Origin of the sequence: Kitasatospora sp. NPDC058218 (assembly GCF_042882445.1) — a bacterium.
In the GTDB taxonomy this organism is placed as follows: Bacteria; Actinomycetota; Actinomycetes; order Streptomycetales; family Streptomycetaceae; genus Kitasatospora.
Genome location: NZ_JBHVWC010000062.1, coordinates 38567 through 60826, shown reverse-complemented (window position 1 = coordinate 60826; position 22260 = coordinate 38567). Strand labels below are relative to the sequence as shown.

At 75.2% G+C, this 22260-nt stretch carries 20 protein-coding genes; 8 read left to right on the top strand and 12 right to left on the bottom strand.

Going from position 1 to position 22260, the window contains the following annotated elements:
* Positions 1-111: 111 nt before the first annotated feature.
* Positions 112-1470, bottom strand: coding sequence for a hypothetical protein (locus ACFVYI_RS32685; protein ID WP_387892290.1), 1359 nt, complete (start codon positions 1468-1470; stop codon positions 112-114).
* Positions 1471-1614: 144 nt separating this feature from the next.
* The gene (locus ACFVYI_RS32680; protein ID WP_387892288.1) at positions 1615-2385 is read right to left on the bottom strand and encodes a hypothetical protein; all 771 of its coding nucleotides are present in this window, start codon (positions 2383-2385) and stop codon (positions 1615-1617) included.
* 222 nt (positions 2386-2607) lie between these two features.
* Between ACFVYI_RS32680 and ACFVYI_RS32675 the strand changes: the two genes are divergently transcribed.
* Both ACFVYI_RS32675 and ACFVYI_RS32670 read left to right on the top strand, forming a co-directional pair.
* Entirely contained in the window at positions 2608-3774 is a 1167-nt protein-coding gene (locus ACFVYI_RS32675) for a MinD/ParA family protein (RefSeq protein ID WP_387892286.1), read from the top strand.
* Positions 3775-4387: 613 nt separating this feature from the next.
* The gene (locus tag ACFVYI_RS32670; RefSeq protein ID WP_387892284.1) at positions 4388-7435 is read left to right on the top strand and encodes a BTAD domain-containing putative transcriptional regulator; all 3048 of its coding nucleotides are present in this window, start codon (positions 4388-4390) and stop codon (positions 7433-7435) included.
* Positions 7436-7480: 45 nt separating this feature from the next.
* Here ACFVYI_RS32670 and ACFVYI_RS32665 read toward each other — a convergent pair whose 3' ends face one another.
* Positions 7481-7888 carry a hypothetical protein gene (locus tag ACFVYI_RS32665; RefSeq protein WP_387892282.1) on the bottom strand — a complete coding sequence of 136 codons (408 nt, stop codon included), beginning with the start codon at positions 7886-7888 and terminating at the stop codon, positions 7481-7483.
* Positions 7889-7982: 94 nt separating this feature from the next.
* On the bottom strand, positions 7983-8489 hold the full coding sequence (locus tag ACFVYI_RS32660; protein ID WP_387892280.1) for a DinB family protein: 507 nt from the start codon (positions 8487-8489) through the stop codon (positions 7983-7985).
* Between the two features lie 290 nt (positions 8490-8779).
* Between ACFVYI_RS32660 and ACFVYI_RS32655 the strand changes: the two genes are divergently transcribed.
* Complete coding sequence (locus ACFVYI_RS32655) at positions 8780-9589, top strand: class I SAM-dependent methyltransferase (protein ID WP_387892278.1); 810 nt, start codon at positions 8780-8782, stop codon at positions 9587-9589.
* 9 nt (positions 9590-9598) lie between these two features.
* Here ACFVYI_RS32655 and ACFVYI_RS32650 read toward each other — a convergent pair whose 3' ends face one another.
* Together ACFVYI_RS32650 and ACFVYI_RS32645 are read right to left on the bottom strand one after the other, a co-directional pair.
* Positions 9599-10048: a DUF3237 domain-containing protein gene (locus tag ACFVYI_RS32650; RefSeq protein WP_387892276.1), complete on the bottom strand. Its 450-nt coding sequence runs from the start codon at positions 10046-10048 to the stop codon at positions 9599-9601.
* Positions 10045-11211: a flavin-dependent oxidoreductase gene (locus ACFVYI_RS32645; RefSeq protein WP_387892274.1), complete on the bottom strand. Its 1167-nt coding sequence runs from the start codon at positions 11209-11211 to the stop codon at positions 10045-10047. Before ACFVYI_RS32645 ends, ACFVYI_RS32650 begins: the two co-directional genes overlap by 4 nt.
* Positions 11212-11359: 148 nt before the next feature.
* Here ACFVYI_RS32645 and ACFVYI_RS32640 point away from each other — a divergent pair, with 148 nt between their 5' ends.
* Both ACFVYI_RS32640 and ACFVYI_RS32635 read left to right on the top strand, forming a co-directional pair.
* Positions 11360-11809 (top strand): MarR family winged helix-turn-helix transcriptional regulator, encoded by a 450-nt coding sequence (locus ACFVYI_RS32640; RefSeq protein WP_387892272.1) that lies wholly within the window; start codon positions 11360-11362, stop codon positions 11807-11809.
* 217 nt (positions 11810-12026) lie between these two features.
* A complete protein-coding gene (locus ACFVYI_RS32635; RefSeq protein WP_387892271.1) occupies positions 12027-13430 on the top strand; it encodes a condensation domain-containing protein in 1404 nt (467 codons plus the stop codon).
* Between the two features lie 90 nt (positions 13431-13520).
* Here the strand turns inward: ACFVYI_RS32635 and ACFVYI_RS32630 are convergent, their stop codons facing one another.
* From ACFVYI_RS32630 to ACFVYI_RS32610, 5 genes are all read right to left on the bottom strand, one after another.
* Positions 13521-15053 (bottom strand): M1 family metallopeptidase, encoded by a 1533-nt coding sequence (locus ACFVYI_RS32630; RefSeq protein WP_387892269.1) that lies wholly within the window; start codon positions 15051-15053, stop codon positions 13521-13523.
* A gap of 193 nt (positions 15054-15246) precedes the next feature.
* Positions 15247-16119: a sulfurtransferase gene (locus ACFVYI_RS32625; protein ID WP_387892267.1), complete on the bottom strand. Its 873-nt coding sequence runs from the start codon at positions 16117-16119 to the stop codon at positions 15247-15249.
* Between the two features lie 93 nt (positions 16120-16212).
* Positions 16213-17292, bottom strand: coding sequence for a class I SAM-dependent methyltransferase (locus tag ACFVYI_RS32620; RefSeq protein ID WP_387892265.1), 1080 nt, complete (start codon positions 17290-17292; stop codon positions 16213-16215).
* A 153-nt stretch (positions 17293-17445) separates the two neighbouring features.
* A complete protein-coding gene (locus ACFVYI_RS32615) occupies positions 17446-17772 on the bottom strand; it encodes a hypothetical protein (protein WP_387892263.1) in 327 nt (108 codons plus the stop codon).
* A gap of 156 nt (positions 17773-17928) precedes the next feature.
* Entirely contained in the window at positions 17929-18795 is an 867-nt protein-coding gene (locus ACFVYI_RS32610) for a polysaccharide deacetylase family protein (protein WP_387892261.1), read from the bottom strand.
* A 204-nt stretch (positions 18796-18999) separates the two neighbouring features.
* On the opposite strand from ACFVYI_RS32610, the gene ACFVYI_RS32605 reads away from it, so the two are divergent.
* Positions 19000-19854: an SAM-dependent methyltransferase gene (locus ACFVYI_RS32605; RefSeq protein ID WP_387892260.1), complete on the top strand. Its 855-nt coding sequence runs from the start codon at positions 19000-19002 to the stop codon at positions 19852-19854.
* A gap of 67 nt (positions 19855-19921) precedes the next feature.
* On the opposite strand, the gene ACFVYI_RS32600 is transcribed toward ACFVYI_RS32605, so the two are convergent.
* Complete coding sequence (locus ACFVYI_RS32600; protein WP_387892258.1) at positions 19922-20791, bottom strand: Fpg/Nei family DNA glycosylase; 870 nt, start codon at positions 20789-20791, stop codon at positions 19922-19924.
* Between the two features lie 166 nt (positions 20792-20957).
* On the opposite strand from ACFVYI_RS32600, the gene ACFVYI_RS32595 reads away from it, so the two are divergent.
* Together ACFVYI_RS32595 and ACFVYI_RS32590 are read left to right on the top strand one after the other, a co-directional pair.
* A complete protein-coding gene (locus ACFVYI_RS32595) occupies positions 20958-21398 on the top strand; it encodes an SRPBCC family protein (protein WP_387892257.1) in 441 nt (146 codons plus the stop codon).
* A 127-nt stretch (positions 21399-21525) separates the two neighbouring features.
* Positions 21526-22185, top strand: coding sequence for a hypothetical protein (locus ACFVYI_RS32590; protein ID WP_387892255.1), 660 nt, complete (start codon positions 21526-21528; stop codon positions 22183-22185).
* The last annotated feature ends 75 nt before the right edge of the window (positions 22186-22260 follow it).

Sequence of the window (22260 nt, the reverse complement as noted above, 5' to 3'; positions counted from 1 at the left end):
GACCGGCGGCCGTTGCCCGCCGGTCGACCGCGCCGACCCGTCCACCGGGCGGGCCGGCGCGGTCTCGGCCGAGAGAAGGCCTCAGCCGCGAGGCTCAGCCGCGAGCGGGCCTCACCACGGCCGGGCCGGGTGCCCGCCGGGGGCCTCGCCGGCGGCCGCCTCCTGCGCCGGAACCGCCCGCACCGCCTCCCGCCCGGTCACCGGCGCCTCTGCGGCGGCGGCCCGCCCGGTCACGGGGAGGGCCCGAACGGCCTCCTGCCCGGCGTACGTCCCCCGGGACGCCCCCTCGGCCGGGCCGCCCTGAACCGTCCTGCGGGCGGCGGGCGCCTCCCACTCCCGCCCGGCCGGCACCCCCCGGACGGCCTCGTAACCGGCCGGCACGGCCCGGGACACCTCCTGACCTCCCGCCGGCTCCGGCCCGGTGTTCCACACCGCCGGTACCGCCCGCTCCGCAGACGCCTCCCGGCCCGGCTCCTCCCGGACCGCCTCCGGCCAGGGCGCCACATTGCGCAGGGCCTTCCGCCCGCCGGGCGCGCCGCCACTCGCCTCACGCCCCGCGAGCACCTCCTGGACGGCGTCCTGCTCGACCGACCCGTCCTGGTCCGCCCGCCAACGGGCCGGCACCGCCCTGGTCGCCCGCTGCCCGAGCGAGCGCTCCTGGCCCTCCTTGCGCCGGATCGCGGGCACCATTCCCGGACCGAGCTCGGACGGCGGCACCGGAACGCGCTCCCACCCTTCGGGCACCGGGGGCAGCGACTGCCACCGGGCGTCCGTCGACGCGGCCTGCTCCGGACCGGCGGGCACCCGGCCCGGCCGCGGCTGCGCCGGCGCCTGACCCGCCCCCGGCCCGGCGGGCGCCACCGGGCCGCGCTCGTGCCGCAGGGGCGTCAGCGGGGCGTCCTCCCACCGGGCGGGCACCCGGCCCGTGCCCGGCGCGGCGTGCGCCGCCGTACCGTGCTCCCACCCGGCGGGCGCCGTACCGGCGCCGCCCCGCTCGACCTCCCGCTCGGCCTCGCTCCCGGTCCGGTACCCCCGCCGGTCGGTCCCGGTGAGCGCGGACGTGCCCAGGTGGGGGTCGGAGGAGGTGCGGGCCACCGGGGTGGCGGCCGGGATCGGCGCCTGGACGGGCTCCTCCTGCGGCGCCCCGGCCTCCAGGCAGACCAACCGCAGCGTGAAGTTGCGCTCGGCCGGGTCGCCGTCGGCCCAGTCCACGTCCTTGCTGCGCACGACCCTGGTCCGCAGGCCACCGTCCGACTCCTGCAGGGGCCCGGGCAGCACCCGGACGTTGGGCCGCCAGCCGAGCCCGGGCGCGTGGTGTTCCAGGTGCAGCTCCCACTCCTGCGCCGGCACGTCCAGCGACGCCCCGACCCGGCCCGGCAGCACCGCCGCGCCGTACGGGGTGCGCACCACCACCCGCTGGTCGAAGGCGGCGTCCTTGCCGATCACCGTGATCCGCCATGCTCCGTCCATCCGCAGCACGGGTGTCCTCCCCAGGTCGGTGGGTGCGGGGCCGGCCGACCCCGCACCTCGCTCGACGGCTCGTCGGACGCCCGGGGTTCACCGTCCGCCCGGGGGCACCCCGGCACCGGGGGGCCAGGAGCGGACGGACCTCCCTCAGGCGGTGCGCCGCCGGTGCTGGAGCCGGGCCGCGAGCAGGACGCCGCCGCCGATCAGGACGGCGCCGCCGCCGACGCCCGCGATCAGGCCCGCACCGCCGCCGCCACCGGTGTGCGCGAGGTCCGTGGTGACGGGCACCGTCGTGGCGGACGACGAGACGGAGGGGCTCGGGGAGCCGGCGGGCGAGGACGGCACGGACGCCGAGGGCGTCGGACGCTCGGACGGCCGGGTGCTGGGCGGCGGCGTGGTCGGCCTGCTCGGGGTGCCGCTGGGCGTGGGGGTCGGCGTGGGCGTCGGCGTCGGCGGCTTGCTCGGGGTGCCGCTCGGCGTCGGTGTCGGAGTCGGCGTGGGGGTCGGCGTCGGAGTCGGCGTCGGAGTCGGCGTGGGCGTCGGGGTGGGGGTCGGCGTCGGGGTGGGCGTCGGCGTGACGCAGAGCGGCACGTCCGCGACCCGCTTCTCGACCTGGGTGTCGGCCAGCCGGTAGCGCCAGGTGTCCCCCTGGCCGGTGTAGCCGACCGTCACCTTCACCGATCCGTGGGCCTCCACCGTCCCGTGGTACTTCTCGTCGCTGCCCACCCTGGTCAGCGTGTACTCGCCGGCGGCGCGGTAGTTGTTGCCCAGGACCAGCTCGACCCGCCCCGCCTCGGTGCGGCAGCCGACGCTCAGTGAGGCGTCCGCGGGCTGCCAGGCCATCGCCGTCCCGGTACCGGCCGTGACGAGTGCCGCGACGGCGCTTCCGGTCACGAGGGCCGCTCGAACGTGCTTCATCGCTCATCTCCTTCAGGTCCCGCAGGACGTGTCGCCCGGGGCCGACGGCCGCGGGCCCCGCATTCCCTCTACGGCGGCACGGCGGCGTCCGGTTCAGCTCCCGCCGGTGGGCCCGGGGCCCGCCCCGGGGGGTCGAACCGGCCGCTGAACTGCGGCGCGTCGACGAGCCGTAGAGCGGAGTGGACAGTGCGCCCGCAGCCCGTGCCGCAAGGAGGACCCGCCATGACCGCCGGCCCCGACACCGCCTACCGCCCCGTACCGGCGGCGGCTCTCGACGCCTTCGGCACCGTCCTGCTGCCACCGCTCACTCCCGCCCCGCCACCCGCGGCCACGCCCGCCCGGCCTGCCGCGATCCGGCCGGCCGCCGTACCGCCCGCCCCCGTCGTGGTGCCCGCCGCCGCCCCCGCCGGGCCGCCGCTCCCGAGCACGCCACCGCCGGCCCCGCACCCCGTGCCCCCGACCGCCGCACCCCCGGCCATCGCGATCCCGACCGCCGCGCACCCCGCGCCCCCGACCGCCCCGCGCCCCGGGGCGGAGCAGCGGCGCAACGTGCTGGACGTGCTGCGCACCGGCGAGCGCCGCGGCCGCGAGCAGCTGCGCCGCATCCGGTCCCCGCTGCACGGCAGTTGCCGGATCGCCGTGATCAGCGCCAAGGGAGGCGTCGGCAAGACCTCGCTGGTGCTCGCCCTGGGGGCGATGCTCGCCACCGAGCGCGGCGAGCCGGTGGCCGCGGTGGACGCGGGCACCGACCCGAACTCGCCGGCCCGGCGCACCCGCCCGGCGGCCCCGGCCGGTATCGCCGAGCTCGCGGCGGCGCTGCGCGAGGGCGGCCCGGCGGCCGTCGACCCCGGGTCCTACCTCTCCCCCACCCCCACCGGGCTGGCCGTCCTGGCCGGCCCGCCGTACCCGGGAGCGGGCCGGCCGCTCGACGAGGCCGACTACCGCGCCGTCCTGTCCGTGCTCGCCGAGCGGTACCCGCTCACGCTGACCGACTCCGGCACGGGGCTGCTCGACGGCCCGATGCGCGGGGTCCTGGACCTCGCCGACCAGCTGGTCCTCGCCACCACGCCCAGCGTGGACGGCGCGGGCAGTGCCGCCGCGACCCTCGACTGGCTGCACGCGCACGGGTACGGGGAGCTGGCCGAACGCTCCGTCACCGCGATCTCGGCGGTCCGCGGGGCCGGGCGGCTGGTCAACTCAGCCGATCTGCGGGCCTACTTCGGCACCCGCTGCCGGGGTGTGGTGGAGCTGCCGTTCGACGAGCACCTCGCCGCCGGTGCGGAGTTCGAGCCGGGGCGGCTCGGTCACCGCACCCGCAGGGCGGTCCGCGAGCTGGCGGCGCTGATCGGCGACGATCTGTGGCGGGCGGGCCGACCCACCGGCTGGTGAACCTGCGGGCGCGGCCCGGCTCCCGGCGGGTCCGACCCCCGTCAACCGGCCCCCGCCACCTGGCGGGCAGCACCCGTCGAAGCCCCTCCCACCTGCCGAAAGGCTGCCCGAAAGGTATGCCCTTTCAGGCAGACCGGCATGCCCCTGCGTGCATACCTGGTATGCCCATCACTCCCATGTCGGACCGCCGACCGGTCCCCGCTCGAGGCGGGCGCTTCGCGGCACCGGACGCCCGATCTTCCGGCCGCACCACCTCCCCCCCGGGCCGGGCCGCCCGGTGACCTGACGGATCCGTGCCCCCGCCTCCGCCGCCGAACCACGACCCGGCCGCGCACATGGCACGAACGCGTCAGACGGATCTGTCCACCGGGCGTCCCCGAGCACCACGAGCGCCCGTAAACATCTGACCTCGTGTCAGTAAACTCCCCCCGAACGGCGGCCGTACGCCGGTCGGCGCAGCACGGATCGGGCCGCCGACGACGCCCGGAGCCGGAATGCTTCGACGGCGTACAGCCGTCTCCCGGGCGGCCCGAGCCGCCCGCCGGGCGTGGCTAGACTGCGGCCGAGATGTGGACGGAAAGCTGGGACGATCCGCTTCTACCTGGGGGGATCTGTGTTCATTCGACTGCTGGGGCCGGTGGAACTGCGGGCCGCCGACGGTCGCGCCGTCGAGCCGGCCGGCGCCAAGCGGTGCGCCGTCCTGGCCCTGCTGGCGCTCGAACTCGGCCGCATCGTCCCGGTCGAGCGGCTCTTCGAGCTGCTCTGGGGCGAGGCCCCGCCCGCCCAGGCCCGGGCGGCGCTGCAGGGGCACATCGCCGCGCTGCGCAAGCAGATCGCCGACTCCCCCTTCACCCTGCTGACCCGCGCGCCCGGCTACCGCCTCGACGGCCCGGCCGAGCTGGTGGACGCGCTGCTCTTCGAACGGCTCACCGCCCGCGCCGCCGGGGAGTGCGCGCCGGAGGGCGACGAGCCCGCCGCCAAGCTGCTGCGCGAGGCCCTCGACCTCTGGCACGGCGCCGCGGCCCTGGCCAACCTGCCCGGGACCGATCTGCGGCACGCCGTCGCCGACCGGCTCGACCGGCACCGCACCCGCGCCCTGGAGTGCTGGGCCGAGCGCCTCCTGCGGCTCGGCCGGGGCGCCGACGCCGTTCCCGAACTCGAACACGCCACCGAGGCCGACGGCCTCTACGAGCCGCTCGCCGCCCTGCTGGTCCGCTGCCTGCACCAGGCCGGCCGGTTCGCCGACGCGCTCACCGCCTACCACCGCGCCCGGCGCCGGCTCGCCGAGGAGCTGGGCGTCCCGCCGGGCCGGGCGCTGCAGTCGGCCGTGGACGACATGCTCGCCGCCGACCCGACCCCGGCTCCGGCCGACGCCGCACCGCCCGCACCTGCGGCGCCGCCCGCACCTCGCCCCTCGGCTCCCCGCCCGGGCGCGAGCCAACTCCCGCGCCGGGCAGCGGGGTTCGTCGGCCGGGCGGCCGAGCAGCGCTGGCTGGACGCCGAGTGCGGCGGGCAGCGCCGCAGCGGCAGCCTGGCCGTCGTGGTCGGCCCGGCGGGCGCGGGCAAGACCGCGACCGTGGTGCAGTGGGCGCACGCCGCGGCCGACGCCTTCCCCGACGGCCAGCTCTTCGCCGACCTGAACGGCTTCGGTCCGGGCCACCGCACCGACCCGGCCGACGTCCTGGGCCGGTTCCTGCGCGCCCTGGGCGTCGAGGAGCGCGAGCTGCCGGAGGACCGCTTCGCCCGGGCCGCGCTCTACCGGGCGCTGACCCGCGGGCGCCGGCTGCTGGTCGTGCTGGACAACGCCGGTGACGCCGAGGACGTGGCCGACCTGCTGCCCGGCGGACCCGACTGCGCCACCGTGATCACCAGCCGCAGCTCGCTGGAGGACGTGGTGGTCACCGAGGGCGCCGCCCTGCTGCGGCTCGGCGCGCTGCCGGCCGAGGACGCGCTGGGCCTGCTGGAGCACCTGCTCACCCGGGCCCGGGTGCGGGCCGAACCGGAGGCCGCCGCCACGGTCGCCGAGCTCTGCGACCGCCTGCCGCTCGCGCTGCGGATCGCCGCCGCCCGGCTGGCCGCCCAGCCCGGCTGGGCGGTCTCCGACCTCGTGCCCGAACTCGCCGACGAGCGCACCCGGTTGCAGACCCTGGACACCCAGGGCACGATCAGCGTGCGCAGCGCGCTGGGCCTGACGGTCCGCCGGCTCTCGGCCACGGCCGTCCAGCTGCTCGCCCTGCTCGCCGCGCACCCGGGCCCGGAGGCCGACGCACACGCGGCCGCGGCCCTGCTGCGCACCGACACCGCCGAGGCCCGGCGGGCCCTCGGCTCGCTGGCCGCCCACCACCTGCTCACCGAGGACACCCCGGGCCGCTACCGCCGGCACGATCTGATCCGGCTCTACGGCGCCGAACTCCTCGACGAGCGGCCGGAGTCGGACCGCGCCGACGCCACCCGGGCGCTGGTCGACCACTTCCTGGCGGCCGCCGCGCACGGCGCCGGCCTGCTCCAGCCCGGCCTGGACTCCTTCGGCCCGCCGGCGGTGCCCGGCCCCGCCCGGCCGCGGCTGCCCGACGTGCGCTCCGCGCTGGACTGGTTCCGCGCCGAGGAGCCCACCATCCGCGGCCTGGTCACCTCGGCGGCCGACCTCGGCGACCACCAGCGCGCCTGGCGGCTGGCCTACCTGGCCAACTGCCTCTACTACGGCGCCGGCCGCCGGACGGACCGGCTGGCCTGCCTGCGCGCGGGGCTGAGGTCGGCACTGCTGACCGGTGATCCGGCCGCCGTCGCCTCGATGGAGGCCTCGACGGCCCGCGCCCTGAGCGGCATCGGGCGGGCGGAGGAGGCCCACCGGCTGGCCCTCGCGGCCGTCGCCCGCACCGAGGGCACCGGCGGCAGCGTCCATGTGCACGCCGTCACGGTGCTCGCGGTCGCCAGCGCGGCCCGCGGCGAGCACGCCGAGGCGGTCCGGCTGGGCGAGCGGGCGATCGCCCTGGCCGACGCGCACGGCCTCGCCGAGCACGCGCCGTTCGCGCTCAGCAACACCGCCGCCCTGCACGGCTTCGCGGGGGACGCCGGGCAGGCCCTGCGCCGCGCCCGGGAGGCCCGGGCGCTGCTCGCCGAGCACCCGCAGGCGACGTACCACCTGTCCGCCATGGTGAACGAGGCGCACGCGCTCCAGCAACTCCGCCGCCCGGCCGAGGCCGAACGGGCCTGGCGGGAGACCACGGAGCGCTGTCGCGCCGCGGGCGCCGTCCATCTGCAGGCCGTGGCGGAGCGCCACTACGCCGACTTCCTGCTCGACGCCGACCGGCCGGTGGAGGCCACCCCGCACCTGCGCTCCGCGCTCTGCCTGTACGAGCGACTCGGCGACGCCGGCCTCGTCCGGCAGTTGGAGCGCCGACTGGCCGCGCTGAGCGGCGCCGTCACCGTGGCGCCGTCCGTCCGGAGGGCGTTAGCGACCGCGTCCGGCCCGTGCCGGCGCCGGGCGGGCGAGCGCGGGAGCCCCTGCGGCGCGAGCCCTCACCGAGCGGAGGCCGGAGGCCACCGGCGTCTGACGACGGTGCGACGGGCGTGCCTGCCCGGGGCGTACCGGTCGGCCACGGGCCGCGCGGGTTCCGGCGGGCAGCCGGGACCGCGCCCGCGCTCCGGCGGCGAGGCGTAGCACCGCTCCGGTCGATCGCGCGCGGCGGGATCGACCGGGCAGGGCCTAACCGGCCGGGTGCCCGCCCGGGGCGTCCGCCCCCTGGCCCCCGTCCAGTTCGGCGATCAGTTCCTGGACGCCGTCCTCGCCGAACCGGTGCATCAGCAGCGCCGCCCACTCCACCGCCTCGGCCCGCTCCAGCGGTGTCCAGCGCGCGGCGGACGGGTGCTCGTCCACCACCAGGGCCTCGGCGACCAGACGCAGTCCGCCCGGCACCGCCGGCAGCCGCGAACCGTCCAGCCCGCGCAGGGCCAGCCGCCGGGCCGCCTGCGCGAACTCCCGGCCGCCGCCCGGCGGCGCCGGCAGCCCCTCGCCGCCCCCGGCCTCGCCCGTCGGCGCCTCCACCTGGGGCTCCGCGGCCAGCCAGGAGGCGATCAGCTCCCGGATCTCCGGCTCGTCCGCCATCTCCACCATGCCCGCAAGCATGCCAGCGGCACGCTCGGTCATCATCACCGTCATGTGCACGAGAACGGCTGCCACCCCGTGCGGCGTTCACCCGCGCCCACGGCTACGCCCCCACCGAGCCGTCGATCGCCTCGCGCAGGAAGTCGGCGTGCCCGTTGTGCCGGGCGTACTCGTGGATCAGGTGCAGCATCACCAGCCGCAGCGACACGTCCGCGCCCCACTTCGGCATGTGACCCGTGACGTCCAGCGACGGCGCCTCCCGCTCGATCCGTCGGGCGTGCTCGACCTCCGCCGCCCAGGCCGCGAACGCCTCGCCGCGGTCGGCGTCGCCCGCGTCGTACGCGACCTGGAAGTCCCCCTCCGGGGACCAGACGAGCGGGACGTCCTCCTTGCCGATCACCCGGCGGAACCACGTCCGCTCCACCTCGGCCATGTGCCGCACCAGCCCGAGCAGGCTCAGCGTGGACGGCGGGCTCGACCGCAGCTTCAACTGCTCCTCGGTCAGCCCCTCGCACTTCAACGCCAGGGTCGCCCGGTGGAAGTCCAGGAAGGCGCGCAGCATCTCGCGCTCGCCCCCGGTCAACGGCGGTGCGATGCGTTCGGTGGTCATCTCGGTCTCCCCGGGTGGCTGGGCACTGGCGCCCCCTGCGGGCACCACCCCCATCCAGGCCCATGCCGCCCTCGCTGTCCAGCCGATTTCCCGGAACCGCCCGGGAGTCCCGCACCCGGGAACCGGGCGCCGGCGCGGCCCCGCCGCCCCCACGCCCGTCAACACCACGTCACCCGCCGTACCCCCCAGGCCTCATTCGTCACGGAGTGCGTTCGGACACGCACCGGTTTGGGTACGTACCCCGCGCGCCCGAGGGCCGGGCGGCAACGCGCGAGAAGGCCGAGCAGCCGATGGACCAGAACCGCATTCCCGCGACCGTGCGACGGACGTACGGCGCCGACGACCTGAGTCAGGCCCCCAGCTTCGCGGGCGGATTCATCAACTTCGGTGACTGGAGCGGCATCGACACCGACGCACCCACCCCCGAGGACCGGATCCGCAGCCAGGAGGCGCTGTACCGGCGGGTGCTGCGCACCTTCCCCGCTCCCACCGAGCGGCTGCGGCTGGCCGAGGTGGGCTGCGGGCGGGGCCTCGGTGCGGCGCTCGCGCTGTGCGAGTTCCGCTTCGCCGCGGTGACGGGCGTCGACATCCACCCGGACCAGATCGAGCGCGCCCGCGCGGTCAACGCCAAGGCGCTGGCGACGTTCCCGGACCGGCTCGCGTACGGTCTGGGCGCGGCCGACGACCTCCCCTTCCCGGACGCCGCCCTGGACGGCCTCTACTCGGTCGAGGCGGCCCAGCACTTCCGCGAGCTGACCGGCTTCGCCCGCGAGTCGGCCCGGGTGCTTCGCCCCGGCGGCCGGCTGGCCGTGACCACCTTCTTCAGCTCCGGCCCGGAGGTCGCGGAGCGGCTGAGCATCCTGCTCGGCAGCTTCGCCGAGGGCCTCGACGTCGCCCACCCGCTCGCCGCCTTCACCACCGACCTCACGGCCGCCGGCTTCACCGACGTCGCCACCGGGTCGATCGGCACCGACGTCTGGCCGGGCCTGGACCGCTACCTGAAGGACACCGTCCCGCCCGGCCACTGGAGCCGCAACTTCCTCGCCGCCTGGCAGAGCGGCCTGCTCGACTACCACCTCGTCACCGCCACCCGGGCCTGAGCCCGACCGCTACCCGAGGGCGTACGCCTCGTACCGGACGGCCTCGGCGGTGCGGGCGGCCGAGGCCACGGCCAGGGTGCGGTTCAGCCAGCGGTAGCGTTCGTCCCCGGTCTCGAAGCGGCAGAAGAGGCGGAAGTAGTAGTCCTCCGGGTCCACCTCCTCCCCTGCGGCCAGCCTGCGGAGGACTTCGGGCGGGCCGTGGCGGACGCCGCTGGTGGCGAGGTAGAGGTGCGCGCCGTCGTGGGTGCGCAGGGTGTAGCGGGTGTCGATGCTGGCCATGCCGTCGGGGTGCAGGACCTGCCAGTCCGCGCCGCCCGGCAGGATCACCCCGGACAGCCTGGGCCCCTCGAACGTCCCGCCGACGACGTTGATCACCCGGCGGCGGCCCCAGTGCGAGTCGCCCAGGTCGAGGACCGGGTCCAGCCGCACCTCGAAGGCGGCGAGGCTCTCCAGCTTCACCGCACGCTCCACGAGGCGCGCTCGTTGAGCAGGGCCGGATCGAAGCCGGCGGTGCGCTTGTAGGCGGCGGCGATCTCCGTGCGCTCCGCGAGCGGGACGACCCGCTCGATGTCGTCGAAGCCGTCGGGAGCCCGCTCGTGGGCGAGCCGCATGACGACCTCGGGCCCCTGGCGCCGGTTGGCGAGCTGGAGGGCGGTGGTGGCGGGTCTGCGGATCTCCTCGTAGGCGGCGGTGGAGCCGGTGGTGGCGAGCGAGTGGGCGAGCACCCGGGCGTCGATGATCGCCTGGGAGGCCCCGTTGGAGCCGATCGGGTACATGGCGTGCGCGGCGTCGCCCAGCAGGACGACGCCGTCCCCCCGCCAGGACGGGAGCGGCTCGCGGTCCACCATCGGGTACTCGAAGGCGGCCTCGGCTCCCGCGATGACGGCCGGGACGTCCAGCCAGTCGAACGTCCAGTCGGCGAAGTGCGCCACGACCGTGGCGAGGTCGGCGGGGCGGTTCCAGTTCCCCCGCTCGGGCGGTTCGCCCTCCAGCGGCCGTTCGGCGATCCAGTTGACCAGTCGGCCGTCCCCGATCGGGTAGGCGACGAACTTCTGCGTGCCGTCCCCGGCCATGATCATGGACCGGCCGGTCAGGAACGGCTCGCCGTAGGTCGTGCCCCGCCACAGCACCAGCCCGTTCCACGGCGGTGCGCCCTCGCCGGGGAACAGCGCGGCCCGGACGGCCGAGTGGATCCCGTCGGCGCCGACGAGCAGGTCGCCGTCGTGGTCCAGCCCCGGGATCCGGCTTCCGGCCCGGACGGCCGCCGTGCCGAGGCGCTCGCGGACGGCGTCCAGCAGCAGCAGCTGCAGCCTGCCCCGGTGCACCGAGTACTGCGGCCACCGGTACCCGGCGTCGAGCCCGCGCGGTTCCGACCAGATCGCCTGCCCGTACCGGTTGTAGTAGGCGAGCTCGGCGGTGGGGACGCCGATCGCGGCCAGCCGGTCGGCCAGGCCGAGCTCGGTCAACTCCCGGACGGCGTGCGGGAGGAGGTTGATCCCGACGCCGAGCGGGCGGATCTCCTCGGCGGCCTCGTGGACGACGACCTCGTCGAATCCGGCCGCGTGCAGGCTGAGCGCGGTGGCGAGCCCGCCGATGCCGGCTCCCGCGATGGTGATCTGCACAGAACCCTCCCTCCAGTGATTGTTATGGCCGTAACGATCTCGCACCGGGCCGCCCTGCGCAAGACTCCGCCGCCCGTGCGCGAGACTCTGTCCCGTGGACCGACCAGATCTCAGATACGCCGCCTACGCTCGCGACCGACTCGCGGACATGCCGCCACCGGCCGACCCGGCGGCCTTCGCGCTCGCCCACCAGCTGCTGCACCTGTCGTACCTGGTGGTCGCCGACCTGGAGAGCCACATCCACCGCCCGCGCGGCTGGACGCTCCCGGGCTTCCGGCTGATGTTCAAGCTCTGGCTGCTCGGCCCCACCCAGCCCGCCAGGCTCGCCGAGATCTCGGCGATGTCCCGCTCGGCGGTCACCAACGCCGTCAACACCCTCGAACGGGACGGCCTGGTCGAACGCCGCCCGCTGCCGGACGACCGCCGCGCGATCGCGGTCGCCCTGACCGCCGAGGGGGAGAGCGCCGTCCGGGAGGCCTTCGCCGAGCAGACCCGCCGCGAGCAGGAGTGGTTCGCCCCGCTCGACGCCGAGCAGCGGGCCACCCTGACCGACCTGCTCACCCGCGTCCTCGCCGCGCGCCCCGAGGACGCCGGCTGACGTCCGGCAGCCACCCCGGGGCCACCCACCACCGCCGGCCCGCCCCACGGACGGCGGTGGGCGGCCCGCGCCTTCGAGGACTCGACGCGATCTGGGCGGTGCGCCACACTCGTGCCCTGGCAGCACACGCGTTCCCATCGCACCCACCCGACGCACAGGGCACCACGCACCACCGCAGCACGCGCCGAGTCCGGAACCGCACATCGGAGAACACACGGTGACCACGAGTCAGCAGTTGGAGATCGTCCTCTCGTCCGGCAGATCCGGCACCGGGCCGGCCACCTGGGGCCAGCAGGCCATCTGGGACGCCGTGAGCCGGCTGCCGCCGGCCGACGCACCGCGCTACAACATCACCGCGTCCGCCCCGCTGGACCCGGGCCTGCCGGTACCGGTCGTCCTCGGCGCCCTGGAGGGCCTGCTCCGGCTGCACGACTCGCTGCACACCCGGCTCGTCCTGGACGACCGCGGGCGGCTGCGGCAGATAGTCGACCCGACCGGGCGGCTGACCGTGCACACCCGCCACTGCGACGGCGACCGGACCGACCCGGCGAAGATCGGTGCCGCCCTGCACGACGAGTTGGCGGCGCTGCCGTTCGACTGCGCCGAGCAGTGGCCGATCCGCGTCGGCCTGGTCGAGTCGGACGGGCTGGTCCGGCACATGGCGCTCGTCCTCTCGCACACGGCGCTGGACGGCGCGGGCATGGGCCTGCTGGTGATGGACCTCACCGAGCTGGCCCAGGGCGGGTCCGTCGAGTCGATCAGCACCCTCCGGGGCTCCCAACAGCCGCTCGAAGAGGCGGAGTTCCAGAACTCCCCGCGTGGCCTGCGGCGCGACGTGAACGCCCGCGCCCATGTGGTGCGCAAGCTGCGGCTGGGCCCGCCCCGGCTCTTCCCGCCGGTCCCGGACGACGAGCCGAAGCCGTTCCCGAACGCCGTGCTCAGCTCCCCGGCGCTGCTCCGGGCGGTGGACCAGGTCGCGGCCGGCCACCGGGCGAGCAGTTCCTCGGTCCTCCTCGCGGCGGTGGCGGTGATGACCGCGCGGCTCTCCGGATCGCCGGACGCGGTGCTCCAGGTCATCGTCAACAACCGCTTCCTGCCCGGGCTGGCGTCCGCGGTGAGTGTGGTGGCGGGCGACGGCCTGTTCCACCTGCCGGCCGCCGACGGGGAGTTCGGCGACGCCGTCCGCCGCACCCATGCCGCCTCGATCGCCACCTACCGGCACGCCTACTACGACAAGCGCCTGATGGACGAGGAGATCGCCCGGCTGACCGCCGAGCACGGCCCGCTCGCCGACCGCTCCTGCATCTTCAACGACACCCGCGACCTGCTCCCAGTGGCGATCGCCGAGCCCGGGACCGACACCGGGGCCGCTACCGGGGCCGACGCGGACACCGGGACAGGCCCGGGCGCCACCGGCACCACCCTCACCTGGCCGGTCGAGTTCGCCCCCCGCCCCGGCCTCACCTTCGCCCTGGACGCCCTCCAGACCCCGGACGCGCTCCAGCTCGCGATGACGGCGGACGGCTCGGTGCTCCCCCGCCCCGCGATGGAACGGTTCCTCTACGGTGTCGAGGCCCTGATCCTCGCCGAGGCGCGGACCCTCGCGGCGCCCACGCCCTGAGCGCCCGGTCCTGAGCGCCCAGACCCTGAGCGCCCGGGCATCCGGGGGCCGGCCCGGCCGACCGCTCCACGCGGCCGGCCGGGCCGGGCGTCAGTGCCGCTGGTCGTGGATCGCGTTGGTCTCCTGGATCTTCTTCCAGGACTTCGGCTCCTGCGGCCGCGCCTTGGCGCTCGGCGCCAGTGCCGACGCACCCGCCCCGGCCACCGGCGCCGCCGGCACGCCCGCCGAGGAGAGCGCCGGCTTCGAGGCGGTGAACAGCCAGGTGTTGAAGAGGTCCCCGAGCGGCTTGCCGGAGATCCGCTCGGCGTACGCCTGGAACTGCGGGATGCTGGCGTTGCCGAAGCGCCGCTCGGCCGGCCAGCCCTTCAGGATCCGGAAGAACGCCTCGTCGCCGACGGCGTTGCGCAGCGCCTGGACGGCCACCGCGCCGCGGTCGTAGACGGCCCCGGCGAACTGGTGGTCCGGGCCCGGGTCGCCCGGCTTGATCGTCCAGAAGGCGTTGTCGGCCGGGTAGTAGGAGTAGATGTAGTCGGCGAGCTCCTGCGCGGTGCCCTCGTTCTCGGACTCGGACCAGAGCCACTGCGCGTAGCGGGCGAAGCCCTCGTTGAGCCAGATGTCGCTCCAGCGCTGGACGGAGACGCTGTCGCCGTACCACTGGTGGGCCAGCTCGTGCACCACGGTGGAGGTGTTGGAGCCGCGGGAGAACTGCGCCGGGCTGTAGAAGATCTGGGTCTGCGTCTCCAGGGCGTAGCCGGTGGGCACGTTGGGCACGTAGCCGCCGATCGAGTCGAACGGGTAGGCGCCGAAGTAGCCGCTCAGCCAGTCGACCAGCTCACCGGTGCGCTCGACGCTGGCCCGGGCCGCGCCGTCGTTGGCGCCGAGGTCCTTGCTGTAGGCGGTGACGACGGGCAGCCCGCCCGGGGTGGTGTCGGTCCTGATGTCGAACCTGCCGATCGCCAGCGTGGCCAGATACGTCGCCTGCGGCTTGCTCTGGCGCCAGTTGTAGCGGGTCCAGCCGGCCCGGGAGCTCTGCCCGGTGAGGATGCCGTTGCTGATCGCCTGGGTGCCGTCGGGCACCAGCACGGAGACGTCGAAGGTCGCCTTGTCGGTGGGGTGGTCGTTGCTCGGGTACCACCAGGCGGCGCTCTCCGGCTCGTTGGCGGCGACGCCGCCGTCGGGGGTGCGCAGCCAGGCGGAGTAGCCGCCGCGCTCCACCTCGCCGGGCTTGTCGGCGTAGCGGACGACGACGGTCACCGGGCTGCCCTTGGCGAGCGGCCGGGCGGGGGTGATCTCCAGCTCCGACTCGCCGGTACTGGCGAACGCGGCGGTGCGGCCGTTGACCAGGACCTCCTTGACGCCGAGCACGAAGTCCAGGTTGAACCGGGTGAGGTCCTGGGTCGTGGTGGCGAGGATGGTGGCGGTGCCTTCCAGTTCGTCGGTCGCGGGCTGGTATTTGAGGCGGATGTCGTAGTGCGAGACGTTGTATCCGCCGTTGCCGGCGTACGGGTAGTAGGTGTCGCCGATGCCGGCCGCGCCGGGGCCGCCCTGGGCGGCGGAGGCGGGAACGGTCAGCAGCAGCGCGAGCGCGCCGGCGGCGGCAGAGACGATCAGCCTCTTGCGCACGGTGGTCCTCCGGGGTCACTGGGACAGTGGGTCGGATCGATCCCTGTCCCGGTGAGCCCGGGCCCACTCCTGCGGGATGAAATGTTCATGAGAAGAAATGAGCCGACATGGTGCCGCCGCGCACCCGTCACCCGCCGCCGCACCCCTCACCCGCCGCCGCGCCCGCGCAGGGCCGGGGCCGGGGCCGGCCTCCTCACGCCCCCAGCGCCACCGGCGCCCGCACCAGCGAGCCGTACTCCGTCCACGAGCCGTCGTAGTTCTTGACGTGCGGGTACCCGAGCAGCTCGGTCAGCGCGAACCAGGTGTACGCCGAGCGCTCCCCGATCCGGCAGTACGCGATCACCTCGCGCTCCTGCGCCACGCCCTGGTCGCCGTAGAGCGCGCGTAGCTCCTCGGCGGACCGGAAGGTGCCGTCGTCGTTGGCCGCCTGTGACCAGGGGATGTTCACCGCGCCGGGGATGTGCCCGGGCACCTGCGCCTGCTCCTGCGGCAGGTGCGGCGGGGCCAGCGCCTCGCCCCGGTACTCGGCCGGCGAGCGGACGTCCACCAGGACGGCGTCCGAGCCGGGCTTGGCGAACACCTCGGCCTTGGCCAGCACCTCGTCGCGCAGGGCCCGCACCTCGGGGTGTTCGGGCCCGCTCAGCCGCAAGGCGCTGTGCTGGTAGTCCATCACCTCCTGGCTGAGCTCGCGCTCCTCCAGCTCCCACTTCTTCCGCCCGCCGTCCAGCAGCCGCACCGGCCCGAAGCCGCGCAGCCGCAGCAGCCAGTAGGCGTAGGCGGCGAACCAGTTGTTGTTGCCGCCGTACAGCACCACGGTGGTGTCGTCCTCCACCCCGGCCGCGCGCAGCAGGTGCTGCATGCCCTCGCGGTCGGCGTAGTCGCGGCCCACCCGGCTGTGCAGGTCGGTGGTCCAGTTCCAGCCGACCGCCCCCGGGATGTGCCCCTGCTCGTACGCCGTGGTGTCCTCGTCCACCTCGACGACGCGGATCGTGCCGTCGTCGAGGTGCTGGGCGAGCCATTCGGTGGGGACCAGCGCCTCGGGGTGTGCGTAGCCGTTGCCGGTCATCGCCGCCCTCCTTCACTCGGACTCTTCGAACCTACGTCCGACCGCAGGCCCCGGCCACCCCCGGCCCCTCTCGGCTTCCCCGCCGTCGGCCCGCTACGCGGCTCCCCCGGGCGGCTGCACCAGGTAGTACAGGTTGAGCACGTCCCCCTCGACCTGCTTGGTCTCCACCGCGCCGAACCCTGCCTCGGCCAGCATCCGGCGGGCGGTCTGCTCGCCCCAGACCGTGCCCAGACCGGCGCCGCCCTCACCGAGCGAGACCGTCATGCAGTAGAAGGTCGACAGTGCGTACAGCGCCGGGGCCAGCGGGTGGTCGACGTTCTCCTCCAGCCGGCTGCTGGCGGCGATGTCGCCCATCAGGAAGAGGCCGTCCGGCCGCAGCGCGCCGGCGACGGCGGCCAGCGTCTCGGCGGGCCGGGCCAGGTCGTGGATCACGTCGAAGGCGGTGACCAGGTCGTAGGAGCCGGTGAGCGCGGCGGAGTCGGCGACCTCGAAGCGGGCGTTGGCCAGGCCCAGCTCGGCGGCTTCCGCCCGCGCCGCGGCGATGCCGCCCTCCGAGATGTCGACGCCGGTGCACCGGCTCGCCGGGAAGGCCCGGGCGATCAGGTTGACCACGTGGCCCTGCCCGGTGCCGATGTCGAGCGTGTCGATCCCGGTGCGCAGCCGCTCGGTCAGCCCGGGGGCGAGTGGCAGGATGCCCTCCAGCAGGGCCAGGTCGTAGACCCGCGACGACTCCTCGGCCTGCAACTCCTGGAACCGCGGGTAGGCCGAGTACGGCACCCCGCCGCCCTTGCGGAAGGCCTCGACGACCTGCTGCTCGACCTCGCCCATCAGCCCGAGGTACTGCATCAGCCCGGCCATGTTGTCCGGTCCGGCCGCCCTGGTGAGGGAGGCCGCGTGCTCCGGTGGCAGCGTGTAGGCGGCGTGCTCCGGGTCGTAGTCGACGATCCCGCCGACCACCATGCTGCCCAGCCACTCCCGGACGTAGCGCTCGTTCAGCCCGGCGGCGCGGGCGATCTCCTCGCTGGTCGACGGGGCGAGCCCGGCCATGGTGTCGAAAAGCTCGGTCTGGTGGCCGATGCTGGCCATGAATCCCAGGCAGGCGTCGTTCAGCAGCTGCAGGGTGCGACCCGCGAACTCCTCTTGTTTCACCGGGTCGGGTGCCGATGCGGACATCGTTCCTCCTCCGCGGTCGGAGCGGACGAAAACCCTCCCCCCGTCACGCTACGCCGCCCGCCCCGCCGAGGACGATCGGCGGCCCTGCGGATCCGCGCGGGCAGCCCGGCGAACCGTGCCGGGCCGCTCCACGCTCCACCGGAGTCGGCCGGCTCAGGAGAAGATGACGGACCGCAGCTTGAGCCGGTTGCCGAGCTTCGTGCCCGGGTTCATCACGCGGAAGACGTCGCCGTTGCAGTCGAAGTCGAGGAAGACGGTGGCGGTCGAGGTGGTGAAGTTCTCGGGCGCGAAGGCCGGATCCTTCTCGGTCGCTCCGAGGAGGTTGATGCACTCGCCGCTCGCCGGGTCGGCCAGCCCGGCCGGGATGCCGGGCCCGACCTTGTACAGGAAGTCGCCGGTGGCGGCACCCGCGGAGGTCGGCACGGCGAGGACGAGGGCCAGCGCGCTGGCGGCGGCGAGGACGGTGTTGCGGATACGCATGGGGGTGGGCCCTTTCAGGGCGGTACGCAGAGGTACCTGGGGAATTGATGCGCTATCACCCTAGAGGCCACAAAATCGCAGAAACGGTTCTCCCAATCCACTCTTTCGGGTGGTTTGAGAGGTAAGGCCGCTACTTTCCCCACCGCGCCTCCATCCTCACCCCGGTGGCGCGGTGAAGTAGTACCCGGAGTCGATCAGCACCGGCAGGTACGTCTTCAGCGCGGCCACCGTCTGCGACCGGTCCCCGCCGCCGTCGTGGTTGAGCACGATCGCGCCCGGACGGACGTCCTTCAGGATCCGGTCGGTGATCACGGCGGTGCCCGGCCTGGCCCAGTCGCGCGGATCCACCGACCAGGCCATGTTCCGCATCCCGAGGTCGGCGGCGATCTTGAACGACTCCGTCGACCAGTCACCCCCCGGCGCGCGGAACCAGGTCGGCGGCTTCCCGGTGGCCTTGTTCAGCAGGTCCGAGGTGCGCTCCAGCTCGTCCTTGATCTTGGCGTCGGAGAGGCTCCGCAGGTCGGGGTGGGTCCAGGTGTGGTTGGCGATGTGGTGACCGCGAGCGGCGATCTCCCGGACCAGGTCGGGGTACTGGACGGCGTTCTCGCCGATCAGGAAGAAGGTGGCCCGGATCCGGTACTGCTCCAGCAGGGCCAGCACGGTCGGGGTGTGCCGCGGGTCCGGGCCGTCGTCGATGGTGAGGGCCACCACCTTCCGCTCGGCGTCGAGTTCGTACACCGGTTTGCTCTCGGCGGCCGACAGCTTCCGGGGCGCGGCCACCGGCGAGACGGAGGCCGTGGGAGCGGGGGCGGACGGCGTGGGGGACGGGGCCACGGACGGCGGCGCCGAGGAAGCCGAAGGAGACGAAGGAACCGAGGGGGCGGAGGCGGGAGCGGCGGCGGGTCCGTCCGACGCCGCACCGGCCGCCTCGGCGCCCTGCGTGGCACTCCCGCCGTCGACGTCCTGCGATCCCCGGCAGCCGGCGACCCCGAGCAGCGACATCCCGGCCGCGACCAGCAGCAATCTACGCGAAGTATGACGATCAGACAGCATGATCAATGCTTCCCCCGTGAACCGTCGCGCCTCCCACCGGCAACCCCGACGGCCCCCAGCGTCACTCCGACGGCCCAGATCCACCCCGGCCCGGTGGACCGGGCGACCACCACCCCGACCGGACCGCTACGCTGACCTCCCCAGTGTGATGATCTGTCTTCAGAGGACGTGGCCATGACGACAAGTCAGGACTTCTCCGACCAGCCCCAGGACGACGCCGTCGAGCTGAGCGAGTGGGAGCGCTTCGGCGTCGACACCAGCGCTCCGCACTCCGCGCGCGTGTACGACTACTGGCTGGGCGGGAAGACCAACTTCCCGCCGGACCGCGCCATGGGACAGGCCATCGAGCAGGCCGTCCCCAGCGTGAAGGCGATGGCCAAGGAGAACCGGGCCTTTCAGGGCCGCGCCGTCCGCTACCTGGCCCGGGAGCAGGGCATCCACCAGTTCCTCGACCTCGGTACCGGCATCCCCACCTCGCCCAACACCCACGAGATCGCCGAGGCGGTCAGCCCGGGCACCCGCGTGGTCTACGTCGACAACGACCCGATCGTGCTGGCCCACGCCCGCGCGCTGATGGTCTCCACCCCGGCCAGCCGCACCACCTACATCCACGCCGACCTCGGCAAGCCCACCGAGCTGCTCGGCGACCCGGCGCTCACCTCCACGCTGGACCTCGACCGGCCGGTCGGCCTGCTGATGATCGCCGTCCTGATGCTGGTCGCGGACGAGGACGACCCGTGGGCCAAGGTCGCCGCGCTGCGCGACGCGCTGCCCAGCGGAAGCTGCCTCGCGCTCACCCACCCCACCCAGGACTTCGACCCGGAGAGCGTCGCCAAGGTCGCCGAGGCGGCCCGGGCGGGCGGGATGACCCTCGTCCCGCGCACCCGCGAGGAGGTGGCCCGGTTCTTCGACGGCTGGGAGCTGATCGAGCCCGGCGTCGCCCCCGTGATGGCCTGGCGCCCGGACGGCGAGCCGCCGGCCGACCCGACCGCGGCCTACTACTGGGGCGGCGTCGCCCGGAAGCCGTAGCCCCACCGGTACCCCCGGGGCGGCGCGGTCCCGCCCGCCGCCCCGGGGGTCCCACCGCGAGGTCGCGCTACTTCAGCAGCCGCGAGAGCCGCCGGTCCGCGAGCGGCTTGCCGCCGGTCTGGCAGGTCGGGCAGTACTGCAGCGAGGAGTCGGCGAACGACACCTCGCGCACGGTGTCCCCGCAGACCGGGCACGGCTGCCCGGTCCGGCCGTGCACCCGCAGGCCGAGCTTCTTCTCCGCCTTCAGCTCCCCCGCCGCCAGCCCGCGCGAACGCTCCACCGCCTCGCGCAGGGTGGTGCCCAGTGCCTCGTACAACTGGGCCGTCTCGGCCTCCGTCAGGCTCGACGCCAGCTTGTACGGCGACATCCGCGCCGCGTGCAGCACCTCGTCCGAGTAGGCGTTGCCGACCCCGGCCAGCACGCTCTGGTCCCGCAGCACACCCTTCAGCCGGCGTCGCTCACCGTGCAGCAGGGCGGTGAAGTCCGCCAGGGTGAAGTCCGGGTCCAGCGGGTCCGGGCCGAGCCTGGCGACACCGGGGACGTCGGCCGGGTCCGCCACCACGTACACCGCGAGCCCCTTCTTGGTGCCCGCCTCGGTGAGGTCGAAGCCGTCCCCGGCGGGCCCGTCCAGCCGCACCCGCAGGGCCAGCGGGTTCTTGCCGCCCGGGCGCGGGGGCTCGGCCGGCAGGCTGTCCTTCCAGCGGAGCCAGCCGGCCCGGGCCAGGTGGACGACCAGGTGCAGACCGCCGGCCTCGATGTCGAGGAACTTCCCGTGCCGGGTGACCGGGCCGACCGTCCGCCCCTCCAGCGCCGTCACCGGCGGGTCGTAGGTCTTGAGGGCGCTGATGGCCACCGGCTGCACCCGGGCGATCACCCGCCCGGTCAGCCGCTCGGACAGGAAGGCGCTGAGGGCCTCGACCTCGGGCAGTTCCGGCATGCGCCCAGTCTCGCGCAGACCCCCGACAGCCGCCCGCCGGTCCGGCCGCCCCCGCCTTCCGGCCGTTCGGTTCGACGGCCGTCGTTGCCCCGCGGCGGCCGGTGGGCGCAGGCTGGAGGTGCCCGCGCACCACCGGAGAGCCCACCCGAGGAGGTCCGGCCCCGTCATGAGCACGCTCGAGGAGCAGATCGACATCGATGCCCCGGTGCTGGCGGCCTGGGAGCAGTTGCACCGGGTCCACGACTACCCGCGGTTCGTGGGCGGGGTGCGCAGCGCCTACCCGCACGGCAGCAACCTCGCCCACCTCGGGGTGGAGGTCGACGGCACCGAGCGGGACGTCGAGACCGAGATCACCGACCGGGGCCGGGGCCGGGTGATGGCCTGGCGGACGCTGGACGGCCTGCAGCTGCACGGCGCGTTCGCGCTGCTGCCGCTCGACGGGGGCCACACCCGGCTGCAGATCCGCGTCGAGTACGACCCGGAGGCGGTGCAGCAGGTGTTCGGCGGGCCGCGCGGCTTTGCCCAGGCCGGGGCGATCGAGCGGGTGGTCCGCGCCGACCTGGAGCTCTTCCGGGAGATCGTGGAGGCCCGGACGGCCGCCGCGTAGGGCCGGGGCCACCCGGGCCCGGCCCGTAAGAAGCGGATAAGCCCAGCTCAGAGCCGGTCGTGAGGATCTTCACAGGAGCCCTTCGCCCCGGTCGTCCAGCATTCAACCTGTGGCAGACTCGGATGCCATGAGTACCGGCCCGGCCCCCAGGACGCTTCGCGCGGCGATCTTCGCCGCGCTGGTCGTGCTGCTCGCCGGGCTCGGCCAGGTGCTGGTCACCGGGCGCCCGCTGCCGTTCGGCACGCTGGCCGTGGCCGGCGGCGCCGTCTTCGCGGTGGCCTTCGCCCTCGCGGGATCCGAGCGCGGCTACCCGGCGATCGCGGCGGTGTTCCTGCCGCTGGAGCTGGGCCTGAGCGCGCTGTTCGACCTCGCCCAGAGCACCTGCCCCACGCTCCCGCCCGGCTCCGCCCGGGGCTTCGAGCCGCTGCTGTGCGGCGGCGGCTCGCTCGGCGGGGTCCTGCTGGGCCACGGGGTCTCCCACTCCGCAGCCCTGGTGGCGCTCCTGGTGCTGCACTCCGTGATCGCCCTGGCCGCCGCCTTCTGGCTGCGTCGCGCCGACGCCGCGCTGAACGGCCTCGCCCGCTCCGCGCGGGTGCTCGGCGACTTCGCGCAGCGCTTCCTGACCGCCGCCGGCCGCTGGCTGCTGCTGCTCGCCGCGCCCGTCCCGGCCCGCCCGGTGGTGCGGATGCCCTTCCCCCGCGCCAGCCGGGTCCGCGTCCCCGTCGAGGACGTCCTGCTCAGCCCCGCCGTCCGCCGCGGGCCTCCGGTGCCCGCCCCGGCCTGCTGAGAACCCCCTCCCCCGCTTTCTCCGCCGGTCGTTCCCGCCGCGCGCCCCTGCGCGCCCGCCCGTCCCACCGACCGA